This window comes from Paenibacillus lentus, assembly GCF_003931855.1.
GTDB classification, from domain to species: domain Bacteria; phylum Bacillota; class Bacilli; order Paenibacillales; family Paenibacillaceae; genus Fontibacillus; species Fontibacillus lentus.
The window spans coordinates 4,382,181-4,407,422 of record NZ_CP034248.1; the positions used below are offsets into that span (position 1 = coordinate 4,382,181).

General features: G+C 47.0%; 23 protein-coding genes. 9 read left to right on the forward strand and 14 right to left on the reverse strand.

The window, feature by feature from the left end:
• Positions 1 to 59 precede the first annotated feature (59 nt).
• The 3 genes from EIM92_RS19875 to EIM92_RS19885 form a co-directional block, all read right to left on the reverse strand.
• The gene (locus EIM92_RS19875; RefSeq protein ID WP_125084310.1) at positions 60 to 1,145 is read right to left on the reverse strand and encodes an HD-GYP domain-containing protein; all 1,086 of its coding nucleotides are present in this window, start codon (positions 1,143 to 1,145) and stop codon (positions 60 to 62) included.
• Between the two features lie 92 nt (positions 1,146 to 1,237).
• Positions 1,238 to 2,068 carry an undecaprenyl-diphosphate phosphatase gene (locus EIM92_RS19880; protein WP_125084311.1) on the reverse strand — a complete coding sequence of 277 codons (831 nt, stop codon included), beginning with the start codon at positions 2,066 to 2,068 and terminating at the stop codon, positions 1,238 to 1,240.
• A gap of 27 nt (positions 2,069 to 2,095) precedes the next feature.
• Entirely contained in the window at positions 2,096 to 3,550 is a 1,455-nt protein-coding gene (locus EIM92_RS19885) for a bifunctional metallophosphatase/5'-nucleotidase (RefSeq protein ID WP_125084312.1), read from the reverse strand.
• 514 nt (positions 3,551 to 4,064) lie between these two features.
• Here EIM92_RS19885 and EIM92_RS19890 point away from each other — a divergent pair.
• A complete protein-coding gene (locus EIM92_RS19890) occupies positions 4,065 to 5,108 on the forward strand; it encodes an HD-GYP domain-containing protein (protein ID WP_125084313.1) in 1,044 nt (347 codons plus the stop codon).
• Between the two features lie 117 nt (positions 5,109 to 5,225).
• Here the strand turns inward: EIM92_RS19890 and EIM92_RS19895 are convergent, their stop codons facing one another.
• From EIM92_RS19895 to EIM92_RS19930, 8 genes are all read right to left on the reverse strand, one after another.
• Entirely contained in the window at positions 5,226 to 5,597 is a 372-nt protein-coding gene (locus EIM92_RS19895) for a hypothetical protein (RefSeq protein ID WP_125084314.1), read from the reverse strand.
• A gap of 4 nt (positions 5,598 to 5,601) precedes the next feature.
• Positions 5,602 to 6,462: an MSCRAMM family protein gene (locus tag EIM92_RS19900; RefSeq protein WP_125084315.1), complete on the reverse strand. Its 861-nt coding sequence runs from the start codon at positions 6,460 to 6,462 to the stop codon at positions 5,602 to 5,604.
• A 233-nt stretch (positions 6,463 to 6,695) separates the two neighbouring features.
• Complete coding sequence (gene sufB / locus EIM92_RS19905) at positions 6,696 to 8,093, reverse strand: Fe-S cluster assembly protein SufB (RefSeq protein ID WP_125084316.1); 1,398 nt, start codon at positions 8,091 to 8,093, stop codon at positions 6,696 to 6,698.
• A 20-nt stretch (positions 8,094 to 8,113) separates the two neighbouring features.
• Positions 8,114 to 8,533: a Fe-S cluster assembly sulfur transfer protein SufU gene (sufU, locus tag EIM92_RS19910; RefSeq protein ID WP_125084317.1), complete on the reverse strand. Its 420-nt coding sequence runs from the start codon at positions 8,531 to 8,533 to the stop codon at positions 8,114 to 8,116.
• Entirely contained in the window at positions 8,533 to 9,747 is a 1,215-nt protein-coding gene (locus EIM92_RS19915; RefSeq protein ID WP_125084318.1) for a cysteine desulfurase, read from the reverse strand. Before EIM92_RS19915 ends, sufU begins: the two co-directional genes overlap by 1 nt.
• Positions 9,744 to 11,045, reverse strand: a complete 1,302-nt coding sequence (sufD, locus tag EIM92_RS19920; protein ID WP_125084319.1) for a Fe-S cluster assembly protein SufD — start codon at positions 11,043 to 11,045, stop codon at positions 9,744 to 9,746. Before sufD ends, EIM92_RS19915 begins: the two co-directional genes overlap by 4 nt.
• Positions 11,046 to 11,069: 24 nt before the next feature.
• Positions 11,070 to 11,852 carry a Fe-S cluster assembly ATPase SufC gene (gene sufC, locus EIM92_RS19925; RefSeq protein WP_125084320.1) on the reverse strand — a complete coding sequence of 261 codons (783 nt, stop codon included), beginning with the start codon at positions 11,850 to 11,852 and terminating at the stop codon, positions 11,070 to 11,072.
• A gap of 521 nt (positions 11,853 to 12,373) precedes the next feature.
• A complete protein-coding gene (locus EIM92_RS19930) occupies positions 12,374 to 12,847 on the reverse strand; it encodes a Dps family protein (RefSeq protein WP_125084321.1) in 474 nt (157 codons plus the stop codon).
• A 315-nt stretch (positions 12,848 to 13,162) separates the two neighbouring features.
• Between EIM92_RS19930 and mtnK the strand changes: the two genes are divergently transcribed.
• From mtnK to EIM92_RS19945, 3 genes are all read left to right on the forward strand, one after another.
• On the forward strand, positions 13,163 to 14,386 hold the full coding sequence (gene mtnK / locus EIM92_RS19935) for an S-methyl-5-thioribose kinase (RefSeq protein WP_125084322.1): 1,224 nt from the start codon (positions 13,163 to 13,165) through the stop codon (positions 14,384 to 14,386).
• Complete coding sequence (gene mtnA / locus EIM92_RS19940; protein WP_125084323.1) at positions 14,383 to 15,489, forward strand: S-methyl-5-thioribose-1-phosphate isomerase; 1,107 nt, start codon at positions 14,383 to 14,385, stop codon at positions 15,487 to 15,489. The genes mtnK and mtnA overlap by 4 nt, the downstream gene beginning before the upstream one ends.
• A gap of 218 nt (positions 15,490 to 15,707) precedes the next feature.
• Positions 15,708 to 16,280 (forward strand): hypothetical protein, encoded by a 573-nt coding sequence (locus EIM92_RS19945; RefSeq protein WP_125084324.1) that lies wholly within the window; start codon positions 15,708 to 15,710, stop codon positions 16,278 to 16,280.
• 88 nt (positions 16,281 to 16,368) lie between these two features.
• Here EIM92_RS19945 and EIM92_RS19950 read toward each other — a convergent pair whose 3' ends face one another.
• Positions 16,369 to 16,749, reverse strand: a complete 381-nt coding sequence (locus EIM92_RS19950; RefSeq protein ID WP_125084325.1) for a DUF423 domain-containing protein — start codon at positions 16,747 to 16,749, stop codon at positions 16,369 to 16,371.
• A gap of 179 nt (positions 16,750 to 16,928) precedes the next feature.
• On the opposite strand from EIM92_RS19950, the gene EIM92_RS19955 reads away from it, so the two are divergent.
• From EIM92_RS19955 to EIM92_RS19965, 3 genes are all read left to right on the forward strand, one after another.
• Entirely contained in the window at positions 16,929 to 17,342 is a 414-nt protein-coding gene (locus tag EIM92_RS19955) for a hypothetical protein (RefSeq protein ID WP_125084326.1), read from the forward strand.
• 186 nt (positions 17,343 to 17,528) lie between these two features.
• Positions 17,529 to 18,398, forward strand: coding sequence for a DegV family protein (locus EIM92_RS19960; RefSeq protein WP_125084327.1), 870 nt, complete (start codon positions 17,529 to 17,531; stop codon positions 18,396 to 18,398).
• Between the two features lie 26 nt (positions 18,399 to 18,424).
• The gene (locus tag EIM92_RS19965) at positions 18,425 to 19,279 is read left to right on the forward strand and encodes a DegV family protein (protein WP_125084328.1); all 855 of its coding nucleotides are present in this window, start codon (positions 18,425 to 18,427) and stop codon (positions 19,277 to 19,279) included.
• Positions 19,280 to 19,344: 65 nt separating this feature from the next.
• Here EIM92_RS19965 and EIM92_RS19970 read toward each other — a convergent pair whose 3' ends face one another.
• Together EIM92_RS19970 and EIM92_RS23795 are read right to left on the reverse strand one after the other, a co-directional pair.
• Positions 19,345 to 22,413, reverse strand: a complete 3,069-nt coding sequence (locus tag EIM92_RS19970; RefSeq protein WP_125084329.1) for a PAS domain S-box protein — start codon at positions 22,411 to 22,413, stop codon at positions 19,345 to 19,347.
• A 41-nt stretch (positions 22,414 to 22,454) separates the two neighbouring features.
• Positions 22,455 to 22,625 carry a hypothetical protein gene (locus EIM92_RS23795; protein WP_164515161.1) on the reverse strand — a complete coding sequence of 57 codons (171 nt, stop codon included), beginning with the start codon at positions 22,623 to 22,625 and terminating at the stop codon, positions 22,455 to 22,457.
• A 15-nt stretch (positions 22,626 to 22,640) separates the two neighbouring features.
• On the opposite strand from EIM92_RS23795, the gene yhbH reads away from it, so the two are divergent.
• Positions 22,641 to 23,804, forward strand: coding sequence for a sporulation protein YhbH (gene yhbH / locus EIM92_RS19975; protein ID WP_125084330.1), 1,164 nt, complete (start codon positions 22,641 to 22,643; stop codon positions 23,802 to 23,804).
• Between the two features lie 8 nt (positions 23,805 to 23,812).
• A complete protein-coding gene (locus EIM92_RS19980) occupies positions 23,813 to 25,234 on the forward strand; it encodes a SpoVR family protein (protein WP_425464214.1) in 1,422 nt (473 codons plus the stop codon).
• The last annotated feature ends 8 nt before the right edge of the window (positions 25,235 to 25,242 follow it).

The window sequence follows — 25,242 nt, forward strand, 5'->3', positions numbered from 1 at the left end:
ACATCTTCCCTCTTAATCTATATTATATCTTAATAATCACCTTCATTATGGTAACTAATTTAAATCATCCCGTCCACTTCTGTAATAACAATGGATAATTGCTTCGACAAATCCAGATCGTAAGGTGCTTTTAAGTCTATTCCTTCAGAATCGGTCAAAATACGTACAACTGGACGCTGTGGAAAGATACCGTGGATTTTAGCAACAACGCCCGTCTCTCCCGTGCTCAGCCTGACTGTCATGCCTAGCGGATAAATGGCCACCCGATCGCGGAACAGCTCCAGCTTGGATTTCTCGTACAAATTTCCACATCCGGTATACAGTACTTCAAGCGCCTGATGGGGCAGCATTGCCGAACGGTATACCCGATGAGTCGTCATCGCATCATACGAATCAGTAATTGCGATCCAGCGGGCAAATTCGCTGATTTCCTCTCCCTTGATCCCTCGGGGATAACCGCTGCCATTCAGCCGTTCATGATGCTGGTAAGCACAATGTGCGGAAACAAGGGGAATACCAGGCTCATTCTTCAGCATTTTAAAGCCGATCTCCGCGTGCTGCTTGACTTGCTCATACTCCTCATCCGTCAGCTTGCCCGCCTTCGTCAGAAGTTCTATTGGAAGTTTTGTTTTTCCGATATCATGCAGCATGGCCCCTAGACCAAGCAGAGTCAGATCACTTTTGGAATAGCCATGAATTTGTCCAAGCAATATCGTATAAATGCAAACATTGAGCGAGTGCCGATACAAATAATGATCCATACTATGAATATTCATCATCATGATCATGGCATCTTCCCTCGCACTAAGATCATCCATAATATCCTCGATCAGGCCAGAGAACATTTTGCCAAGGTAAGGGTACACCAGACCTTTTACCGTCGGCTCGGTCATTTTTCGAAAATTCGCACGGATCTCCTTCAATGCCCTGCGACGCGTATCCTCTTCAATCATATCGAGAGGAACAACGTCCTCGGTGAGAGGATCGGCCACATACACGAAATTCAAACCATGACTGCGAAGCCGCCGGATAATGACATCCGTAAGCTCAGCATTTTCCGACAAAAGTACGATGCCATCCTCGTTATATATTTTCTTACCCAACTTCATTCCGGGCTGAAGTGAGTTGATAGGTATTAATCGCATAATAAATCCACTTCCGTCTCTCTATTGTTAAGTTATGTTATGTATTTGCGAAGCGGCTTTATAATATGATCTGACTGGCTTTGTACCCAATACTATCGCATGATGAAAGTCCAAAATAAAGCAGCAAGAATGAAACGATAATAAGCAAAATGCCTGAGCTGGATTTTCTGAATTGATTTTAGGAAGGCCATAACCACGATATAAGCCACAACAAACGACACAATAAAGCCAATAGAAAAATAGCCAATGGTTTCTAAGGTAAAATATCGGTATGAATCCAGCATTTCGTAACCGGAAACTGCACACATGATCGGAATTGCAATCAGAAAAGAAAAATCAGCTGAAGCCTTATAGCTTACACCGCTGAACATCCCTCCCGCAATGGTCGAGCCGGAACGGGAAAAGCCAGGCCATAACACAGATATGCATTGATACAAACCAATCATGAGCGCCTGCTTATGAGTAAGCTGATCGAGCTCCTTCGCGGTAACCTGTGCTTTGTTCTTCGAGAACAATTCCGCTGCAATCATGAATATTCCCCCGACGAGCAGCGCCCAGAGAACCGTGGATGGACTGAACAAGCTTTTAATAAAATCCCGGAAGAAGAAGCCGACTGCAAGCGCAGGAGCAATACCCAATATAACATGAAGCAGATCAAGACGTTTGGCTGGAGGCTGGCCGCGAAATAGTGGCTCCACCCTCCTGCTCATACCTAGCAAATGAACGATTCGTTCCCTGTACACCCAAGAAATAGCCAAAATAGCACCGAGTTGGATGACGATCATGAATGTCTTCATCTCGGGAGTCGAATCATCGTAACCTAGCAGCTTAGCCGTCAATATCATGTGTCCTGTTGAAGATACCGGAATAAACTCGGTCAGGCCTTCAACAATCCCCAAAATGATCGCAACAATAGAATTCATAGCTTCCTCCTTTACGAAGAATATCAGCTATTGACCATGGTTATCCGTTTGGGATTTCCACCGGGGGTAGAAGCAGCTTTCGATCGCCCCCGCCGTCTGAAGCTCCATTCGCAGCAAGTCTCGTAAAAACTCCGGAAGCAAAAACACTTGATCGCTGCCCTGTTTCAAACTTTCGTAGCCAATGCCGAACGTAAACATGTCCAGAGTGCCTACGGAATAAAGATCCTCTGAAACGATTGGGACGCCCTGCACGCTCGCTTGGATAATTTTATGAAAAGGCTTAGCAGTTGGATCGTAAATGATTTCCATACCATCGACGCAAATTCCCCCAAGTTGTTTGCCACGGAAGCCAAATCCAAAGATCACCTTGTCTGTAATATCTGTCAGCAGGGATTGCTCCAGGCTGTACAATATATGCTTGCCTGACAAATTCATGCGACAAGGATTAATAGGTGAAGGACAGCGCTCATGTAGCATGCCTTCACTAATCTCCCCGGCAGGCAGACCAGCAAGTAATTGCCCGCTGTTGATGATCGATAAATCGCACCCTGTAAATCTCCTTACTGCTTGGGCCAGCAAATTGCCAAATGGAGATTCGACATCGTAACGAATCGGCAGCTCTTCCTCAATAACCGCTACTGTTCGCGCCATGCGCTCTGCGGCTCGGAGCCTATGGATATTCACTGCTTCAAGCACGTTAGCATCCTCTTGCCCACTATCCACGGGCAAACAGATGCCTGACACGACCTTGGCTTTGCCCGTTATCGAGTCTCTCTCGATCGTGATATGCCCCAGATGCCTTCCGAATTTCCCCGCCGCCACAATTGTGGTTTGTCCGATCAGAAGCGGCTCCTCCAGCAAATGATGCGTATGGCCGCCAAGGATAAGCTCAATCCCGGGGACCCGCTCTGCAAGCTCACGATCGAAGGGCAATCCTACATGAGACATAACGACAACAAGATCTACCTTATTGCGCAGTTCATTTACCGACTTCTCAATGCTATCGAACGGATCAAGCGCGATTAAGCCTAACAGCTTGTAGAAATCAGCATAAGCGGCCGTCACCCCGATGAGTCCGATTTTGAAGCCGGCCTTGTCTAGAATTATATGCCTCTTCATCCATGCGGGCGGTTCGCCGGTCTTTATATCTAGCATATTCGCACAGACAACCTCACAGGCTAGTCCAGCATAGGCTTGATCGAGCTGCTCAGGCGTAAATGTCAAGCCTTCATTGTTGCCTATCGTTATAGCGTCGTACCCCGTCAAATTCAGGACATCTACGTTAGCTTGTCCCATGGTTCCTTCGGTTTCTGGTGCGGCGCGATCCATGTGGTCGCCAATATCCAGCAGCAGCAGGGCTTCATGCTGCTCCCCACGAAGCTCATCCACCATAGAGGCAATGCGTCCCATGGCACCGAAATGACTATGCAAATCATTGGTATAAAGTATCGTTAATATATCCTGGTTCGTATTCGGCAGCATGATTTGTCCCTCCTGGTATATGCCTATCCAGCTGTCCTATTAAATGATTTAGTTGTAGAATATTATATACTTCAAATTTGATGATTGTCTCCCTAAATATGATATCTTATAAGGGTTTCTTCCGCACTAGTCAACACCTCTTTTCTAGCCGTTAATCATGAATATGCGGCAGATGATCTCCTCATTACCGAGCAGAACGAGGTTGGTCTGATTCTCCTGTCAAATTCCTGTACAAAATGGTACAAATAAGGGGGAAACTCGCCGTGAACTGACCTGACGCCAAATGTGGGCAAGCCGTTATGCCATAGATAGATTAAAGCATTGTTCCCATGTAGAGGATAGAAGTTTGGAAGGAGGATGGATCGAAATGAATAGAACCCAGGCAAGGACCTTGGAATCTATCATACCAGGCCAAATATCACACCAAGCACATCTAAAGGCCCCATAACGTCATTGCCAATCCAGTTATTCCCTGATATCATTAGAGAAATACTGCATTAATGGGGTGTCATTCTTGAAATTACATGTAATCGAAATCAGCCCTGGCGACCGTCTCAAACATGATATTTTCAATCAATTCGGCGTTTTAATTTTGCATAAAGGGACAGAACTGACAAACGATGCAATTGTCAAGCTCATGCAGCATGGAATTGACTACATCGATATTGAACCACGCACTGTAGACATCGACCGCAATTCAAAGGTGAGTAATAACCCGGCCAAGAAGGTTGCGCCACTATTCGACGAGGCCGTCGAAGGATTTGAAGGCATATTTCTGGAAGCGCTATCCAGCGGCACCTTTGACGAAGCCAAGGTCGACAATTTGCTGCAGCCTCTAGTCAATGAGTTGGTTGGCCAAAAGGATGTTGTCTCGCTTCTATTGCTCCTGGAAAATGGTGACAATTATACATATAATCATTCCATGCAAGTCGGAATGCTCTCTTATTATATCGCAACTTGGCTTGGTTATCCTAAAGAAGAAGCCTACATAATTGGTAAAGCCGGTTATTTAATCGATATTGGCAAAAGCATGATCTCTCAAGACATACTCAGTAAACCTGGTAAGCTGAAACCGGAAGAATTTGAAGAGGTCAAGCGCCATACCTTATATGGGTATGATATCATTATCAATTCTACCGGTGACGAACTTTCTGCTTTGGTGGCACTGCAGCACCATGAACGAGAAGATGGAAGCGGCTACCCCAAGGGCCTACGCAAGGAAGAAATTCATCCGTATGCCAAAATAGCCGCAGTTGCGGACGTATATACGGCCATGACATCCAATCGCGTATATCAGTCCAAGCAAGAGTGGCTAACGGTACTCCGGGAACTGAATTCCCTCAGCTTTGGCAAACTGTGCCCAGAGCCGACCCAAGCACTGATCAGTCACTTATTGCCGAATTTTATCGGTAAAAGGGTGCTGCTCAGCTCCGGAGAAATAGGCTCGATCGTAATGACGAATCAGACCGACTTCTTCCGCCCACTCGTCCAAACGGATTCTAGGTTCATAGATCTATCCAAGGAACGTGAAATGTCGATTACTGAAGTATACATATAATTTAATAGTCGCTCTGAACCCTTCCGTATTTTTACGGAAGGGTTTTTCGATAATAGCATCATAGACTCTTTCGTTAGATGTCGACCATTGCTTTGCTGTAACCGAATCAATGAATAATTAAAGCCTGTTAACCGAGTAACGCTGACGCTGCAGCTGTGCTCCCTTACGTACGGAAACAAACAGTTTTACGCCAACAGACTCATGACATATCTTTTCACGTTTTCGACTTTTTGTTCGTTGATTAAACAACTTCTGCCGGCTAGAAATTTGGCTGAGGTAAGGTTCATTTTCATATCGTGCCAGCTTAATGCGAATACGCTGCTTATATTTTTTTCTTCCTTTCTTTACAGCCAGGCAAAAAGAAATATATACAGGGCGGGTTTGTTGCAGTTCACCCTGAGTTAGCGCTAGACTCACAGCCGCATCCTTGCCAGGGGTTATCGTGAAAGGCGTGCTGCCCTTTAATAGATATTTCTGCTGGATCGGCATTGAGCTATACCTCCGTTTGCACAGTTGCCTTAACGCGGTAGGTGCCTGGCGGCACATCCCCGAACAAATATAGACCACCAGCATTTGTACGTGTAATATCAACGACGTTCTCTATGCCGTTAGAGATTTCGTAAAGAGCAACCGTTGCGTTCGCAAGAGTTGTTCCCGTCGAGCGGTCGGTAATAATTCCACTAACCGTTCCTGTGTTGGCGTCTGGATCCACGGATAGAACGAGATCAAGCGGAGCAAATTGCCGACCGGCAATCGTAACCTCCGCGCTCTCACTCGATAAATATCCAGCTATAGACGCTCGAATTAAGTACGTTCCACTAGGCAAGTCAGAGAATAAATATTGGCCCGCCGAGTTGGTCTGGACACTCCCGAACAGGGTCTCGGTCCCTCCCGTTACCTGAAACAGCTGGACAGTGGCACTGACTATCACCTGACTGCTTGCACTGTTACGCACAATTCCAAAAATGGCTCCTAACGTTGCTGTTGGATCAGCCTGCATTATAATCGTAACCGTTGTAGGTCTGCCCTGGGCTACGGACAATGGAATTCGTGTAGGCGTTGTATAACCAGGCTCGGATGCTGTAATAAAATAAGAGCCTACTGGGATATCCGGGAAGGTAAATCGTCCCTGTGGATTGCTGTTGGTATGGTCAAACGGATTACCGCTTGCATCAAATAACTGCACGGTAGCCCCGCTTAGCGGAGTTCCGTTCGACAGCTGAACAATTCCCTGTACAACGCCCACTTCGGCTGCTGGAGCTGCCTCCAACGAAAGATTGATTTGTTCATCTTCATGCCCATTTATCACAATCGGATCACTCGGCTGTAGCCTATATGAATCAACTCTTGCCAATAGATTCACCACCTTTGTAATTATGTTACTTACTATATGAAGCTGTCGGAGCATCGGCGTAGTTAAGAGCCCCCGTAGAACATAAATAAAATATGTACCTAAGCAATTGGCCATCTATACGAAGTAATTGGAAATACACTCTGAAATTAATTAAACTAAGCTTATAAGAAAAACAAGCTACCCCCTGCCTAAACAGGGGGTAGCTTGTTTTCAAGTTCTATAAGAGATCTGATTTATCCTATGCTTCCTTCCATCTCGAACTTGATGAGACGGTTCATTTCTACCGCATATTCCATCGGCAACTCTTTTGTAAACGGCTCGATGAAGCCCATAACGATCATTTGTGTCGCTTCATCCTCGGTCAAGCCGCGGCTCATCAGGTAGAATAATTGATCCTCGGACACCTTCGATACAGTTGCCTCATGCTCCAGAACGATGTTATCGTTCATGATTTCGTTATAAGGAATTGTATCGGAAGTAGATTCGTTATCCAAAATGAGCGTATCGCATTTAACGTTGGATTTCGCGCCCTCAGCCTGGCGGCCGAAGGAAGCCAAACCGCGGTAGGTTACCTTACCGCCGTGCTTACTAATCGATTTGGAGACAATCGTGGACGTTGTATCTGGTGCCAAATGAATCATCTTCGCCCCAGAATCCTGATGCTGATTCTTGCCTGCTACAGCGATCGACAGCACGCTGCCCTTCGCGCCCCGTCCTTTCAGCACAACAGCAGGGTATTTCATCGTCAGCTTGGAGCCGATATTGCCGTCAACCCATTCCATTGTCGCATTTTCTTCAGCTACAGCCCGTTTGGTTACGAGATTGTAGATGTTAGGAGCCCAGTTCTGGATCGTCGTATAGCGAACACGTGCGTTCTTCTTACAAATAATTTCAACAACAGCACTATGCAGTGAGTTTGTGCTATACACCGGAGCTGTACAGCCTTCCACATAGTGGACAAAGCTGTCTTCATCTGCAATAATAAGCGTTCTCTCAAACTGCCCCATATTTTCCGAGTTAATGCGGAAGTAGGCTTGCAGAGGGATTTCACATTTTACGCCCTTAGGTACGTAAATGAAGCTTCCTCCGGACCAAACAGCACTGTTCAGTGCCGCAAATTTATTATCTGTTGCCGGAACGATTGTTCCGAAATATTCGCGGAAAATTTCTGGATGCTCCCGCAGCGCAGTATCTGTATCGCTAAAGATAACGCCCTGCTCTTCCAGGTCCTTCTGCATGCTGTGGTATACGACCTCAGATTCGTACTGAGCGGATACACCAGCCAGGAACTTTTGTTCCGCTTCCGGAATACCTAGCTTGTCAAACGTTTCTTTGATTTCTTGTGGAACCTCTTCCCAGGTCTTTCCTTGCTTCTCAGATGGTCTAACATAATACTGAATATCATCAAAATCGAGCCCATCCAAATCCCCGCCCCAACGTGGAGTAGGCATTTTCTCAAATTGCTCGAGTGATTTTAAACGGAAGTCAAGCATCCACTGTGGTTCATTCTTAATTTTCGAAATTTCCTCAACGATCTCGCGAGTCAGGCCCTTGCCTGTCTGGAAAATAGATTTATGTTCGTCGCGGAAACCATATTTGTATTCCCCAATATCTGGAGCCTTCTTAGCCATGGTGGATTACCTCCTTTAATTTATGACTCTTGAATCCCTTTCTTCAATGCGTTCCAGGCTAGCGTCGCGCATTTGATCCGTGCAGGAAATTTATTTACTCCGGATAGAGCCTCGATATCTTCCAGTTCGTCAAATTGAACCTCCTCGCCCTTCATCAGCGAAGAGAATCGTTCTGCTAACTGGAGGGCATGCTCGAAGGTAAGCCCCTTGACGGCCTCTGTCATCATCGATGCGGAGGACATACTGATCGAGCAGCCTTCTCCAGTGAAGCGCGCGTTCTTTACGATTCCTTCTTCAACGATAAGCTGTAGAGATATGCGATCCCCGCAGGTCGGATTATTCAAATCCACAGTCAAGACGTCATCATCAAACTTACCCCGGTTACGGGGATTTTTATAATGATCCATAATAACGCGTCGATACAAGTCATCCAATTGCATTACTTGAAATACTCCTTTGCTTGGATTAAAGCGTCGGCCAAACGATCGATGTCTTCTTCCGTATTGTACAAGTAGAAGCTAGCTCTCGCCGTCGCACTCGCTTCAAGCCAGCGCATGAGCGGTTGGCAGCAATGATGTCCTGCCCGAATCGCGATGCCCGATGCATCCAATACTGTGGCAACATCATGTGGGTGAACATCGTCAAGATTGAACGTTATCAACCCGACTTCCCTTTCCCGAGGCCCGTAAATCGTTACTCCGTCAATTTCAGACAGACGCTCGATTGAATAGGCTGCCAGCTTCATTTCATGACGATGGATTTCATCCATACCGATCTCCTCCAGGAAATCGATAGCTGCCGCCAATCCAACGGCTCCGGCAATAATGGGAGTACCCCCCTCAAATTTGTAGGGAAGCTCTTTCCAGGTCGATTCGTACAATCCTACATCGTCGATCATTTCTCCGCCGTATTCGATCGGTTCCATGGCCTCAAGCAAACGCTTCTTACCATATAGTACCCCAATCCCGGTCGGAGCGCACATCTTATGACCGGAGAAGGCATAGAAATCGCAGCCTAGCTCCTGAACATCCACCTTCATATGCGGTGTGCTCTGAGCCCCGTCAACCACCATAACGGCTCCGTGACGATGGGCAATTTCAGCAATCTGCTTCACTGGGTTCACCACGCCAAGCACGTTCGATACATATGACATTGCTACGATCTTCGTCTTAGGGGTCACGGTTTTCTCCACATCAGCCAAAGCAACACTGCCGTCCGGCTGAAGCGGAATAAATTTCAAGACAGCTCCCGTCTTTAAGGCCAGTTGCTGCCAAGGTATTAGATTGCTGTGATGCTCCATCTGTGTGATGACAATTTCATCGCTCTCGCCGAGGGCGGATGAACCGTATGACGAAGCGACAAGGTTAATCGCCGTCGTCGTTCCACGGGTAAAGATAATTTCTTCCGTATGCTCCGCCCCGATAAAACGGGCCACCCTCTCACGAGCCGATTCATAATCATCCGTTGCACGGCTGCCCAGCGTATGGACCCCGCGATGCACGTTCGCATTATCCCATTCGTAGTAATGCTTCAGCGCATCGAGCACCTTCCGGGGCTTCTGAGAACTTGCGGCGCTATCAAGGTAGACGAGTGGGTGCCCATTGATCTCCTGATTCAGAATAGGGAACTGTTCCTTAATCAGCGCCGGGTTCATTGTCCTAGCTTCCCTTCAACTAATGTCTGCAGTTGCTGCTGCAGCTTCTCCAGAGGAATATCGGCCACTACAGGAGCAAGGAATCCGTAAATAATGAGACGTTCTGCTTCTTCTTTCGTAATCCCACGGGACATCAAATAATAAATCTGTTCAGGATTCACTTGACCCACAGATGCCGCATGACCTGCCGTTACATCATCCTCATCGATAAGAAGGATAGGATTCGCGTCACCGCGCGCCTTCGGACTTAGCATAAGCACCTTCTCAGTTTGCTCGCCGTTCGCCTTTGTAGCGCCATGTTCAATCTTCGTTACACCATTGATAATCGCTGTGGCCTGCTCGCGCATGACCGCACGAGTAATCATCTGACTATCCGAGTTCTTACCGAAGTGAACAGCTCTCGTCGTATAGTTCATTTTCTGGGAACCCGATCCGATCGCGATGACCTTAGCATCGGATGTTGAACCGTTGCCTTTCAGTACCGATGACGTATCGCTCATTGTATCGCCTGCGTTCATTTCCCCAATGATCCATTCAATGCGCCCGTCATTTTCGATCACGGAGCGACGGTATGTCAAATCAGTCGTCTTCTCACTCAAATCATGCACAGTCGCAAATTGAACCTTTGCTCCTGCTTGCACAATCACTTCAGCCACACCGTTATGAACGATAGGGTCTGAAAGATCGCCGGAAATATAATTATCCACATAGGTTACACGGCTGTTTGCTTCAGCCACGATCAATACGTGCGGAGCAAATACGGATTTGCTGTCGTCTACTAGGAAAATACTCTGCAGCGGAACCTCAATCTCTACATTCTTGGGAACATAGAGGAAGACTCCCCCACTCCACATGGCGGAATGAAGAGCAGTAAGCAGGTTCTCTTCAGTCTTCACGACCGTGTACAAATATTTCTGCACCAGATCACCATGTTCACGGGCAGCCGTCTCCAGATCAGTAAAGATAACGCCTTTAGCTGCCAGATCAGCGGATAGCTTCGTAAATACAGCAGCTGAATTGCGCTGAACGATCAGATTGCTCTGCTCTTTCAAGTCGACCAAGGCAGACACGATTTCAGGAATTTCCTGTGCCACATCTGCTTTCCCTTGGCGCGGCGTTCCGTAATTTTGCAAATTCCAACGATCAATTCTCGTCTTCTCCAGCTGCGGCAATGGTAGCTCTGCCGCAAGCTTCAGCGCATTCACGCGACTTTCAGTCAACCAAGCCGGTTCTCCGTTGCTCACGGAAGCGGTCTTCAAAACATCCGGTTCTACCGGTAGAACGGTTTGTGTAGTCATCTTAGCTCCTCCTTCCTTCTCGCGTTAAACTTGCTCTCCCACTGTCTCGTCAACAATACCAAGCTCTTCCTTAATCCAATCGTATCCGTCCTTCTCCAAACGCTCAGCGAGCTCTGGACCGCCGGATTTCACGATGCGTCCTTGCATCATAACATGGACAAAATCAGGCTTGATGTAGTCTAAGAGGCGTTGGTAGTGAGTAATGATCAAGAATCCGCGATCCTCACTGCGCATAGAGTTCACACCTTCGGCTACGATGCGTAATGCGTCAATGTCAAGACCGGAGTCAACCTCGTCAAGAATAACGATCTTTGGATCAAGGAGCATCATTTGTAAAATTTCGTTCCGTTTTTTCTCACCGCCAGAGAAGCCTTCGTTCAAATAACGATGGGCAAATTCAGGATTCATTTCAAGCTCCTTCATTTTGCTCTCCATTTGGCGGATAAATTTAATGAGGGAAACTTCATTGCCTTCCCCACGGCGGGCGTTAATCGCACTGCGAAGGAAGTCGGAATTCGTCACTCCGGCAATTTCGCTCGGATATTGCATAGCAAGGAACATCCCCGCGCGAGCACGCTCATCCACTTCCATTTCCAGTAAATCCTCTCCGTCAAGGAGTACTTTTCCTTCGGTAACTTCATACTTAGGATGACCCATTAACGCGGAAGCCAGCGTACTTTTCCCCGTTCCGTTCGGTCCCATGATGGCGTGGACTTCCCCACCCTTTATTTCAATATCGATTCCCTTAAGAATCTCCTTTTCTTCTATTGTCGCTTTAAGTCCTTCAATAACGAAATGTGTAGCCATATTTATTGCTCCCTCCATTAAGTCGTTAAATAATTAACGTATATTATTAAAGGGACGCCTCCCTTTGCTCCTGCATTATAGCACAATAATTCTCACTTTAGAATTATTCTAAGTGATTCTCATTGATTCTCATTTTATTCTAACCTACTTCAGAGGCTTAATCAACGTGACTCAGCTTGAAATAGGCCATATAGAGTGCTGTTTTGGTGCTGTTTTAAGGAAAAACAGACGTATCCTTCCTTCTTTTGTCGTAAACATGTCGTAAGTAATCTGTTGAAGTAGACAACTGTCATTACTTCTCGGAAAATCTGCGGCACCGGGAATAAAGTTCATATTTCCACGAGCACGTTTGCTCCGGGAACTCCAAACTAAGAAACACTTCACAACTATGCACAAGCTAGGATGAGACAGGCGCTCAAGAAAAAACAGCCCCAGGGACTCCCTGTTAGGCTGCCTTTATTGCTTTCAGGGGCTTAACCGTTATGAGCGAAATTAAGCCCCTACTGTGCTACTTACTCGCCTTATCCTAAATACGTACGAAGCATCCACATATGCTTCTCCAAATCGCCTTTGAAGCCGGTCAACAAATCGGCTGTCGCTTCATCGCCTTCTTTGTCTGCAAGCTCGATGCCTTCCTGGCACGATTCCGACAGGGTGGCGAAGTCCTCAACCAACGTCTGAACCATAGCACGCTCGTCTTCCTTCCCGGTAGCTTCCTGAATCGTAGCGATTTCCAGATACTCTTTCATCGTAGCCGCCGGACTTCCTTTAATCGTGAGCAGGCGTTCGGCAACGGCATCCATTTTCTCAGTAACCTCATCATAAAACTCTTCAAATTTAGCATGTAACGTAAAGAAATTTTCACCTTTAACATACCAATGATAACTGTGTAATTTAACATACAATACGTTCAGGTTAGCAACCTGCTCGTTAAGTACCTGTTCCAAACTAGCCTTACCTGTCTTATTCGCAGACTGTGAATCAGCTTTAGCCATAAGTCAATCCCTCATTTCTACATATTATTATATGTTCACCTCAGAGCGCGAAAATCATGCCTGAAATGAATACATGTTATTTAGCGGGCGCAACACCCGTAATATTATGTTACCCTAGTCCAGTTTTTACGAAACAACATAAGCATTTTTGCTTCCGCTCTGTATACATCATAACCGATTTGGGGGGATTTCAAAAAAGTAATGCCAATAACATAGTTTTCCGATATACTAACTTTAAACTTATTTAAATGATGTTTTCTATATTTTAAATAGAAGCAAATTTAAACAGATAATACATTTGGAGGTGTCTTAAATATGTCCTTATATCATGCCTTTTCACCAGAGGATGCCATAGCCTATGCCAAGTCGATTACCGGTTTTTTCGCCGCGAATGCCCTACTTGCTTGTGAAGAGATTGGGGACGGTAATTTGAATCTGGTGTTCAGAATTTCCGACCCGCAGCAAAATAGGAGTCTAATCATCAAACAGGCCCTGCCTTATGCCAAAGTCGTTGGAGAATCATGGCCGCTTAGCCTCGATCGCGCCCGCATCGAACGGGAAGCGCTGGAAATTCAGCACCAGCTCTGCCCTGAGCTCGTCCCAGCAATCTATGGGGGAGATAACGAGCTGGCGATTACCGTCATGGAGGACTTGTCAGACTATACGATTCTGCGCCAAGGTCTAATCGACGGAAACACCTACGACAATTTTGCAGAGCATATCGGCCTTTTTATCGCTACCACACTGTTCTACACCTCTGACCTGGGGATGAATCAGCAGGACAAAAAGCTGCGATCCGCGCGTTTTGCTAATCCTGATTTGTGCAAAATTACCGAGGACCTCATTTTTGAGGATCCGTACCGAAATGCGGATAATAACAACTTTACAGAAGACATTCGTTCGGAAGCCGAGAAGCTGTGGCAGGATCATGCCCTCCATCTGGAAGTGGCCTTGCTTCGAGAGAAGTTTCTTACGCACGGAGAGGCGCTGCTCCATGGCGATTTGCATACCGGCAGCATCTTCGTCACCTCCGACTCCACCAAAGTGATCGATCCCGAATTTGCCTACTACGGACCGATCGGCTTTGATATTGGGGCTGTTATCGCAAATTTACTGTTGAATTACGCTGCACAGCCCGGCTGGTGCGACAATCATGATATTTTACAGGAGCGCCGGGCATGGCTTCTTTCAACCATTAACGGCGTATGGAATCATTTTGAGCAAAATTTCCGCAAGCTTTGGGATGCAAACGGCATAGACTTCATGTCGAAGACGCCTGGTTACCAAGATCTCTACATGAGAAAAATACTCCAGGACACAATCGGCTTTGCTGGCTGCAAAGTGATTCGCCGAATCGTGGGACTATCTCATGTCGCGGACATTGATACGATTGAAAGTGAACTACACCGCCGTCAAGCTAAGATCACGGCACTGGAGATCGGCAAACGGCTTGTAAAGCAAGGCAGAATGGCGGCTTCCATAGCCGAGGTGATTGAATGGGCCGAAGCGGCCGCAGCCAAGGAAGGTGCTAACGTATGACAACTGAGCCTCATAACAATAACACCGATCTCTCCCTAGCAAAGCAGCAAAGCAACAAGCCTCTGCTTAGTCTCTGCTGGGATCAGGGCAAGCTCCTGATGCTTGATCAGCGACTGCTGCCTGAGAAGATCGTTTTTCTAGAATTAACGACTCCAGAAGAGGTATGGGAAGGTATACATACCATGAAGGTGCGGGGAGCTCCAGCTATCGGCATCGCTGCGGCCTATGGCGTGGTGCTGGGAGCGTACTCCTTCCAAGGAGACAACAACAAGCACTGGCTGGAGCACGTACTGGCTGCTGCCGATCATTTGGCCACGTCGCGCCCGACGGCGGTTAACCTGTTCTGGGCGCTTGACCGAATGAAAGAGCGGGCTGCACAGCTCGCGAAGGATCAGAGCAGCCGCGCTTTACGTAATGAGGGATTGCTGGCAGAAGCGGTGGCGATTCATCGGGAAGATGAAGAAGTATGCCGAAAAATCGGACAGCATGCACTCCCCCTGTTTAATTCAGGGATGGGAGTCCTTACTCATTGCAATGCCGGAGGCCTGGCTACCGCCAAATACGGCACGGCTTTAGCCCCATTTTATCTCGCGCAGGAGCAAGGTATATCCCTTAAAATATACGCCAACGAAACAAGGCCTGTTCTTCAGGGGGCAAGACTGACCGCCTTCGAGCTACAGCAGGCTGGCATCGATGTAACCCTGCTCTGCGACAACATGGCCGGCCTAGTCATGTCCAAAGGCTGGATTGATGCTGTCATCGTAGGGACAGACCGAGTTGCCGCTAACGGCGATGTGGCAAATAAAATCGGGACATACAGCCTTGCTGTGTTGGCGAAAGCCCACAACATTCCATTCTACGTGGCTTCGCCATTGTCCACGATCGATCTGGATACAGAGAGCGGAGAGCTCATTCCTATTGAGGAACGTCCGGAGCATGAAGTAACTGAAGGGTTTGGTAAAAGAACGGCACCATCCGGCATTAAAGTATTCAATCCTTCCTTTGATGTTACTCCGCATCATTTAATAACGGCCATTATTACAGAGAAAGGGATCATTAAACCCCCATTTCGTGACAATTTGGCAGCCTTGTTGAAGCCCTAGTGCAACCATCGTTATACTCAAGGTGTAGAGAGTATATTGTAATTTTTTTCATCTTTTTTCAGAAAATGCACTTTCTATTGTAACTATAAGAGAAAAAGTTTTAATTTGAACCTTTAGGGCTATGATTGTCTATCAAGCGATGCTATGATTAATGGGTAATTTCATAATTACCTGACATCTAAGAGCAACGATACTTAACATGTGTTACTGGGGGATTTATGGACAATCACAACAATAATGATCATGAGCAACTAGGTTATTTGTTTAATGTGGAAATTTTGGTGAAGAGCAAATCAAACGCCGTCGCACTCCAATCGCTGCTTCAGTTGCTGAACAGCGGAGAACAAATTATTGATTATCGAATCAACTCAGGGATTGAGCTTGGGGAAGTGATCGACTCCCTACTTGCCGCTAAGAAGCAATCGATCATCTCCAGATCATACAAACGACTTACAACGAACACATCCACCAAACAAGAATCTTCTGACATATCTCATGACAAAGCGGATGACAATAGTGAGGCAACAGACAAGACAAAGATCGCGCCAAATGCTGAAAACAGCTTCGCCGCCGTTGCCATGAGTGGAAATTTCCAGGAATGGATCCAGAAGTACATTTCGGAGAATCGCCTAGTTCGGCTTTTGATTAACCGTAACGGAGAACGCGTTAACATCCCTTGCCGTATATTGAATTTCCAAGTGGAAACCTACACCATCAATGTATATCATGTTGACGAGAAGCAGGTATATACCTTCACGCTTAGCGAAGTCATTGATTTCATGGATGCCTAAAGCTCCCAATCAGACTCAGTAATATGCAAGACATACAAAATGCTGTGCCGTCCCCAGAGGATAGCGCAGCATTTTGTTAAATACTCATTTATTTTTGTCCTGTCTGGTCCCACGCCGATAGGGCAAGCAGAAGCCATCCAGCAATGAAAGAAACTCCCCCAAGCGGAGTGATGGGACCCAGCCATCTCCAGCCCATCACCGATAGCAGGTAGAGGCTACCGGAGAACAATACGATTCCAATCAAGAACAGCCAGGCCGACCAGCGCAGCTTTCCACTCTCCCCCCATATACCGGCTGCTAACGCAACGAGGATTATTCCTATGCCATGGATCATATGATATTGAACCCCAGTCTTGTACGTCTCGATCGAGTCTTGAATGATCGGCTCCAGCACATGAGCTCCAAAAGCGCCAAGAGCAACGGCCAACAGCATAATTATTGCTCCTATTCCAGCTATTTTTCGCTGCATAGATATCCCTCCCGAAAAGTTTGCCTTTCAAACTTCAAATCTACTTACCTATCATAACCCAGGCTGCGTCACCTTTGCCAGAACTGGCACTAAAATGAATTTTTTCTTGATTTTTTGCCGAATCTATGGAAGATTATACGTTAATGTGACTAATTCTCTACAAAGGAGCTTGATTATTAATGAATTATGAACCTGGGGCACAACCCCCAACTCCCAACTATGATTATGCACCTGGCCAACCCTCGGCCCGTCGGAAACACTCCGGCCTTGGCATAGCCTCATTCGTTATGAGCATCATTGCATTGCTCGGTTATTTCATCGCTTTCTTCCTGATCATTGCCGCCGTTGGTCAGGCCATCCAAGATCCAGCTTACATTGAGGAAACCATAACGAATGATCCCGCAGCAATTATGGGCACTCTGGCCATATTCGGGGCAGCTATTATAAATTTGATCGCTCTCATTCTAGGCATTGTCGGACTTATTATCAAAAACCGTAAAAAGGTGTTTGCTATTATTGGCACCGTGTTATCCTCACTATCCGTACTGTTGATTGTCTTTCTATTTATCGTCGGTACATTACAGCAACTATAAGTCCAGCAACACAACTTGCCTCCCGTTAGCCCTAAACAAGTTATCGCGGAGGCATGTTCTTGTTAGCGCACCGTAGTAAGTCCCTGTTTACCAACTACACTTTCTAGTGAAAAAAATAGAAATGATGTTAAAGCTCTTGCTTTTTGATAAAATAAAGCAGGACTATTTGAATTTAAGGAGATACTTATGGCACAAGTTAAAATTTTTGCGGACAGCACATCCGATCTGCCGGCGTCTTGGGCCACAGATTACGGTATCGGCATCATTCCGCTATATGTCGTCTTTGATGACCAAACCTATCGGGACGGTATCGACATTACTCCGGTCGGCATTTACGAGAGAGTCGCTGCCGCTGGGAGCTTACCGAAAACGACAGCCCCTTCTCCCAAAGACTTTATAGACGCCTTTGCACCACATATTGCAGAAGGATATGATATCGTCTATATCAGCATTTCGTCCAGTCTATCTTCTACATATCAGAACGCGCTCATCGCCGCGGAGGAATTTCCAGAAGGACGAGTGCAAGTCGTAGACTCGCTTAATTTATGCAGCGGCATCGGCCTGCTTGTGATGAAAGCAATCAGAGCTTCACAGCAAGGGCATAGCGCCGTGGAGATCGCAGCTTTGCTTGAACGCTCCAGACAGTTAGTCAATACCGAATTTGTCATTGATACGCTGGAATATCTGTACAAGGGGGGGCGCTGCTCGGGCATGCAGAACTTCATTGGCAGCTTGCTTCAAATACGGCCCGTACTTAGAGTCGTTGACGGCAGCATTATTCCTGCCTACAAAATCCGCGGCAAGAAGGAAAAGGCTGTTCAACAAATGCTCGACAACGCTCTTGCCAAAAAAGATCAAATGGACGATGATTTAATTATCGTAGCCCACACCCTAGCTGAAGAAGAGGCACGCCGACTGGCAGCAATTCTCAGAGAACAGACCCCGGCGCGCGAGGTGGCAATTGCCGAAGCAGGCTGCGTCATATCCAGTCACTGCGGTCCCCACACCGTGGCGATTATGTATATGAGCAAGGGCTCCGAGGAACGAATCGGATAATCCGAATTACATTTGGAGGGATCACTTTGCGAACCATAAAAATATTTGCGGACAGTACCTGCGATCTGCCAGAAGCATGGATCAAGGATTACGATATCGGCATCGTTCCGCTTTACGTAACGTTTGAGAACGAAATGTTCAAGGACGGAGTCGATCTTACAACGCCGCAGTTGTATAGCAAAGTAGCGAAGAGCGGCCGCCTGCCGAAGACGGCAGCACCGTCTCCCGCCGATTTTATCCAGGCCTTCACCCCTGCGATTGAGCAAGGACAGCAAATTTTGTACATTAGTTTGTCTTCTGAATTATCTTCTACTTATCAGAATGCCCTTATCGCAGCTGAAGAGTTTGAGGAGGGGCAGGTCACTGTTTTTGACTCGCTCAACCTATCCACCGGAATTGGATTGCTCGTCATGAAAGCAGTCAGAGCCGCAGATAAAGGCCAAAGCATAGCTGAAATTGTTGCCTTGCTGGAGAAGACAAGGCCCCAAGTTGAAACGGAATTCGTTATAGACTCCCTGGATTACTTATATAAAGGCGGCAGATGTTCCGGAATGCAGAACTTGGTAGGAAGCCTGCTTAAAATCCGGCCAGTCATCAAAGTTATTGACGGAAAGATGACACCCGCCTCGAAAATCCGCGGCAGCCGCGAGAAAGTACTCGAGCAATTGCTTAACAATGCGCTGGCCAAAATCGATGACATGGACAATGACTTAATATTTATTACCCATTCATTAGCAGATGAAGATGCCCTTCATCTGCAGGAAATATTGCAATCGAAAACAAAGGCCAGAGAAGTCGCCATATCCGATGCAGGATGTGTCATTTCCAGCCATTGCGGAGCCAAGACAATCGGAATTTTATATACAAAATCGATTAAATAGAACAATTTGGACAAGCCGACGATTCGTTATTACGATGCCATCGGCTTGTCCATTTTTTATCATGCTTAGGCATTGGATTTACCGAGCCTATGGCTCCACTCTCTCAGCAATACAGCAACCTCATTCCCGCAGAGTGGCTTGCTTAAAAGTCCTGCCATTCCGCTAGCCAAACAGCGTTCGCGCTGCTGCTCGATGATTTCATTACTGCTCATGCCGATGATAACAGGCATTTGCTCCACCGGCACCCACTGTCTGATTAAACGCGAGGCCTTGATTCCGTCCATCACCGGCATCTCAATGTCCATGAATATCAAATCATAGGTCTGATTAGATACAGCCTCTACCGCTTCCACACCATTATGGGCAACATGAGGCGCATAGCCGAGCTTCTCAAGCATTTGGACAAAAATTTGACAGTTTACCGGATGATCCTCTGCTACCAGCAGCGATAGTTGACCCTCCCGTCTGATCGAGCTGTTCTGTTTCCCCCCGTCTGCATCACATGCTTGCATCGAATCCGTCTTTTCGATAGTTGCAGCAGCAGCTTCCTCTTCCGCTTTCAAAAGAGCGAAATTATAATCAGGCTTTGCTGATTCGTCGGTGCAAACTTGCTGTTCAACCTGTCGTCCCGTCGCTCCCTCTTCTTCATTCTCCCGCTCGCCGCAAATCAGCGTAAATCGAAACGTCGAGCCCTCCCCTTCCTTACTATCTACCGAAATCGTCCCACCCATCAATTCGACCATTTTCTTACATATAGCCAATCCAAGTCCCGTTCCCCCGTATTTGCGATTCACCACAGGATGAAGCTGAGAGAAGGATTGGAATAATTTATATTGCTGATCCTCTGGAATGCCGATCCCCGTATCTGATACGCTAATTTCCAGCAGCAGAGATGAAGGAGTTTGCATCTCTTGTCTAGCAATCATGATGATAATTTCCCCCTGCTCCGTAAATTTCAAAGCATTACCAATTAAATTAACGAGGATTTGCCGTAATCGCACGGGATCACTAACGATAAGCTCTGGCACGTGGGGACCGATATAATAGGTAAGTGCAATATTCTTCTTGTCTGCGCTAGGCAAAAACAGCTCTACGGCACTTTCTACACAGGCATTTAAATCAAATAACTCATATTCGAGCGCCATTTTTCCTGCCTCAATTTTGCTGAAATCCAGTACATCGTCCAAAATCGCTAAAAGCGCCTGACTGCTGCTCGAGATAATATCTGCATAATACCGCTGTTCCTCATTAAGCTCCGTCTCCAGCAGTAAATCAGTCATGCCGATGACGCCATTCATCGGAGTCCGAATCTCATGACTCATCGTGGCCAAAAACTCCGATTTCGCGAGCGCCGTTCGTTCTGCAGACTCCTTCGCGCGCAAAATCTCCCGTTCTCCCGTTATATCGTGAAATACAACGACTGCACCCACAATTTGCCCTCTTTCAACCATCGGATTCACCGTATACTGTACTAGAAAGCTGGAGCCATCCCTTCTCCAGAATACATCCTCGTTCACCGCCCGTGAAATCCCGTCCTTCATCGTTTGAATAATCGGACACAGCTTCGCCGGGTAGTCCGTTCCCTCGCTGGTCGTATGATGGATCAAAGAATGATCGGATTGCCCGATGAAATCCTCCTGTTCATATCCAAGCATATTCGCAGCAGCCTTGTTAATAAAGACCGTTCTTCCATTCTCATCAAGACCGTAAATCCCTTCGGATACGGATCCCAAAATAAGCGAATGCTGGTAGCTGAGCTTTTCAATCTGCTCCACATAACGCTTTCTTTCCGTAATGTCGTTAACTAAGCCATACACTCCGACAACGCGCTTATCTACCATGATCGGTACATTTGTAACCGCAATTTCGATCTTTTTTCCCTCTTTATTGATAACTACGGTTTCATAGGTTTGCGGCTTCCCTTCCTTCGCCAGCTCAAAATGATGAATCGTATTGACGAGATCTGCCGGGTCGATAAGGTCGTGAAAGCTCATTGTCGTAAGGTCATCCCGATTATAACCCGTGAGCAGCTCGAAGTTTGAATTCAACGTCAAATACCGGCCCAGCAAATCCATGGAATATACGCTGGCAGGACTGTATTCGAACAAAGATTTATAGCGCTGCTGGCTTTCCTGCAACCTCCGTTCGCTTTCTTTGCGCTCAGTCACATCCCGTGAAATGACGATCATCTCAGCGATTTCTCCGGTTAATTGATCGTATCGGTATCTCCCTGTGCTTTCAAACCAAATATACTGCCCGTCCTTACAGCGAATGCGATAAGTTACTGTATAAACTTGGCGGGATTTCATCTGCGACTCCAAATACGCCTTAACCACCGGCACGTCCTCTGGATGAAAAAATTCATAAACGCTGCAGCCGACCATTTCCTCGGGCTCATACCCGAGCAAGGTGACCGAGGACTGCGAGGCGAATAAGAATACCGCCTCCTCATCCGCAGTGTGCCGAGCAATCAAATCCATGGAATATTCGGAGATGAGCCGAAACTGCCGCTCGCTCTCCCGCAATGCAGCCTCAATCTTCTGACGCTCCGTAATATCCTGCACCACCCCGATCATCCTTACAGGGATACCAGTCGAATTGAATTCAATCGACGCTTGAGAGCGAATCGCCGGTGAGATTGACAGGCATTTTCCCTTCAGATCCGTGGATGCAACGACATCCTCTGCATAATTGGATACCAGTTCATAAAGCTGCTGGGACTGCCTCAGGCTCTCCTCCACAGCCCTGACCTCTGTGATATCTTTAGATATCGAATATACCCCAATCACTTCGTCCTCGTGAACGATCGGTACATAGGTAATGTGAGCCTCACGAATTCGGCCGTTCTTATGCGTGAAGGATGCCTGGAAATATCCGGACTCTCGCTCCAGTGCCCGTCCAAAGCATTCCTCCCTCTTCTTTCTTTCTTCCTCACAGAACAGTCGCTCCAGCGGCAGCTGTACAAATTGTTCAGGCGGGTAGCCCGTCATTTTCTCGGTTGCCGGATTGGCGTCCACATAATTCCCTTCCACATCAATGACACAAATGGCATCCGGGTGATGAACATACAATGACTTATATGTTCCCCCTTCTAACAGTAATTGCCGAAGTAGTCCATTTTTATCGTTGATCACAGTGAGGGCTCCTTTTCTCGCATGTTGTCGATGTTACAATTTTACCGATTGTCCTTGAAAATGGCTAGGGACTCAGCGCCTATACCAGGTACACTGTATTTCTCACCGCCGTTCAGCCGATTCATATGAAGTAAACTCTTCCCCTCACATATCGTCCCCTCTCCTGAATATACTTTAGTTACATCCACTCTCACTGTTTCCAACCATTTCATTGGGAGGTGTCCATCATGTCATCTGCACCTGGCCCGCATTCGTTCATTGTTTCAAAGGAAGATTGGTCCCTTCATCGCAAAGGCTATCAGGACCAGCAACGCCATCAAGAGAAAGTGCGGGAAGTGATCAGACAAAATCTCCCGGATCTTGTCACCGAGGAGAGCATAATCATGTCCGACGGTAAAGGGATCGTCAAAATCCCTCTCCGCAACTTGGAGGAATACCGATTTATCCATAACTATCAAAAACATAAGCACGTAGGACAGGGCGACGGAGACAGCCAAGTAGGAGATATACTCGCCGAAGATAGTCCGAATGAAGGCGGCAAAGGGAGCAAAGCAGGCAATAAAGCCGGGCAAGACGTCGTCGAAGCCGAGATTAGCATCGAGGATTTGGAGGAGATGCTGTTCGATGAGCTCGAACTGCCCTTCATGGAGGAGAAAAACAAGGAAGAACTCGAGACGACCTCCGTCCGTTTTAACGATGTCCGTAAAAAAGGGCTCATGTCCAATATCGACAAAAAGCGCACCATTCTTGAAAATCTACGCCGTAATGCCACATCTGGATCGCCCGGAATTCATGGCATTTCGCCGGACGATTTGCGCTACAAAACATGGGAGGACGTCATCGTGCCGAGATCTAGCGCCGTCATCATAGCAATGATGGATACCTCGGGATCGATGGGTACGTTCGAGAAATATTGCGCCCGCAGCTTCTTTTTTTGGATGACCCGTTTTCTTAGACGTCAATACGAAAAAGTCGAAATCGTTTTCCTGGCCCACCATACCGAGGCAAAAGAGGTTAGCGAGGAAGAATTTTTCACTAGAGGGGAAAGCGGTGGCACGATATGCTCTTCCGTATATCAGAAAGCGCTGGAGATTATCGATTCCCGTTATCCCTCCTCCAGCTATAACATTTATCCCTTCCACTTTTCCGATGGTGACAATTTAACCTCTGACAATGACCGCTGCATTAAGCTAATCGGCGAATTATTGGAGCGCTGCAACATGTTTGGTTATGGCGAGGTCAATCAATATAACCGAGGCAGCACGTTGATGTCGGCCTATCGCCACATTAAACAGGAGAAATTTATGCATTACGTTATCAAAGAAAAAGGCGAGGTATACAACGCATTGAAGCGATTTTTTCACCGCCGGGAAGGAGGTAGCGCCAGTTGAACGAGGAAATGAAGCAGCTGGAATATGCCATTGCCGAAATCATGGAGATTGCCGACGGGTTCGGACTCGATTATTATCCGATGCGCTATGAAATTTGTCCGGCGGACATCATTTACACGTTCGGCGCTTACGGTATGCCGACGCGGTTCAGTCATTGGAGTTTTGGAAAAATATTCAATAAAATGAAAATGCAATATGACTTTGGCCTTAGCAAAATATACGAGCTTGTCATCAACTCCAACCCCTGCTACGCCTTCCTGTTAGAGGGGAACTCCTTGATTCAGAACAAATTGATCGTAGCCCATGTGCTGGCTCACTGCGATTTTTTCAAAAATAACTTGCGGTTCTCGGCCACAAATCGGGACATGGTCGAGAGCATGTCCGCCACCGCTGAGCGCATAAGCAAATATGTGCTTATCCACGGTGTTGATGCCGTAGAATTGTTCATCGATGCAGCTCTCGCTATTCAGGAGCATGTCGACCCGCAATTGATTCGGCCATTTCGTTATGATAAACGTCAGCAAACGGAGGAATTAATACGAAGGGCAAAACAGACCGGGACACAGCCTGAGAACAAGGGGCCGTATGAGGATCTCTGGAGCCTAGAGAAGCGCAGCGATTCAGAAGAGCCAGGGAAGGGCTCCGCTAACTTCCCTCCTCAGCCGGAGAAGGATATGATGTGGTTCATCCAGGAATACTCTGAGACGCTGGAGGATTGGCAGCGGGATATCCTCAGCATGCTTAGAGAAGAGATGCTGTACTTTTGGCCTCAAATGGAAACGAAGATTATGAATGAGGGCTGGGCCTCCTATTGGCACCAACGCATTTTGCGTGAAATGGATCTGACTAGCGAGGAATCCGTAGAGTACGCCAAACTCAACGCCTCGGTCGTTCAGCCATCTCGCCACACTTTGAACCCCTACTACTTAGGCCTGAAAATATTCGAGGATATCGAGCGGCGATGGGATCATCCGACCGAGGAAGAACAGCGGCGCTTCGGGCGCCAGCCCGGAGAAGGGCGCGAAAAAATTTTTGAGGTACGCGAACTGGATTCCGATATTTCATTTCTACGCAGCTATTTAACCAAGCAACTCGTGCACGATCTCGATCTTTACATTTTTGAAAAACAAGGACCCGAATGGAAGATTACCGACAAGAGCTGGGAGAATGTCCGAGATCAATTGGTAAAATCGCGGATCAACGCAGGAGCCCCCTACATCGTCGTTCAAGACGGTAATTTCAACCGTGCGGGGGAGCTTATGCTTAAACACCAATATGAGGGCATTGAGCTCGATTTGAAATACCTGGAAAGGACACTCCCTCATGTACAGCGTCTCTGGGGACGCACCGTGCATTTGGAAAGCGTCGTCGAGGATAAGAAAGCCGTCTTCAGCTATGATGGCGAGAAGCATTATCGCAAGCTGATTTAACGCTAACA

Bases quoted from the DNA above. Each gene is read 5' to 3' on its own strand.
- EIM92_RS19875 (WP_125084310.1), bottom strand. From the start codon at position 1,145: ATGCGATTAATACCTATCAACTCACTTCAGCCCGGAATGAAGTTGGGT.
- EIM92_RS19880 (WP_125084311.1), bottom strand. From the start codon at position 2,068: ATGAATTCTATTGTTGCGATCATTTTGGGGATTGTTGAAGGCCTGACC.
- EIM92_RS19885 (WP_125084312.1), bottom strand. From the start codon at position 3,550: ATGCTGCCGAATACGAACCAGGATATATTAACGATACTTTATACCAAT.
- EIM92_RS19895 (WP_125084314.1), bottom strand. From the start codon at position 5,597: ATGCCGATCCAGCAGAAATATCTATTAAAGGGCAGCACGCCTTTCACG.
- sufB (WP_125084316.1), bottom strand. From the start codon at position 8,093: ATGGCTAAGAAGGCTCCAGATATTGGGGAATACAAATATGGTTTCCGC.
- sufU (WP_125084317.1), bottom strand. From the start codon at position 8,533: ATGCAATTGGATGACTTGTATCGACGCGTTATTATGGATCATTATAAA.
- EIM92_RS19915 (WP_125084318.1), bottom strand. From the start codon at position 9,747: ATGAACCCGGCGCTGATTAAGGAACAGTTCCCTATTCTGAATCAGGAG.
- sufD (WP_125084319.1), bottom strand. From the start codon at position 11,045: ATGACTACACAAACCGTTCTACCGGTAGAACCGGATGTTTTGAAGACC.
- sufC (WP_125084320.1), bottom strand. From the start codon at position 11,852: ATGGCTACACATTTCGTTATTGAAGGACTTAAAGCGACAATAGAAGAA.
- EIM92_RS19930 (WP_125084321.1), bottom strand. From the start codon at position 12,847: ATGGCTAAAGCTGATTCACAGTCTGCGAATAAGACAGGTAAGGCTAGT.
- mtnK (WP_125084322.1), top strand. From the start codon at position 13,163: ATGTCCTTATATCATGCCTTTTCACCAGAGGATGCCATAGCCTATGCC.
- mtnA (WP_125084323.1), top strand. From the start codon at position 14,383: ATGACAACTGAGCCTCATAACAATAACACCGATCTCTCCCTAGCAAAG.
- EIM92_RS19945 (WP_125084324.1), top strand. From the start codon at position 15,708: ATGGACAATCACAACAATAATGATCATGAGCAACTAGGTTATTTGTTT.
- EIM92_RS19950 (WP_125084325.1), bottom strand. From the start codon at position 16,749: ATGCAGCGAAAAATAGCTGGAATAGGAGCAATAATTATGCTGTTGGCC.
- EIM92_RS19955 (WP_125084326.1), top strand. From the start codon at position 16,929: ATGAATTATGAACCTGGGGCACAACCCCCAACTCCCAACTATGATTAT.
- EIM92_RS19960 (WP_125084327.1), top strand. From the start codon at position 17,529: ATGGCACAAGTTAAAATTTTTGCGGACAGCACATCCGATCTGCCGGCG.
- EIM92_RS23795 (WP_164515161.1), bottom strand. From the start codon at position 22,625: ATGAAATGGTTGGAAACAGTGAGAGTGGATGTAACTAAAGTATATTCA.
- yhbH (WP_125084330.1), top strand. From the start codon at position 22,641: ATGTCATCTGCACCTGGCCCGCATTCGTTCATTGTTTCAAAGGAAGAT.
- EIM92_RS19980 (WP_425464214.1), top strand. From the start codon at position 23,813: ATGAAGCAGCTGGAATATGCCATTGCCGAAATCATGGAGATTGCCGAC.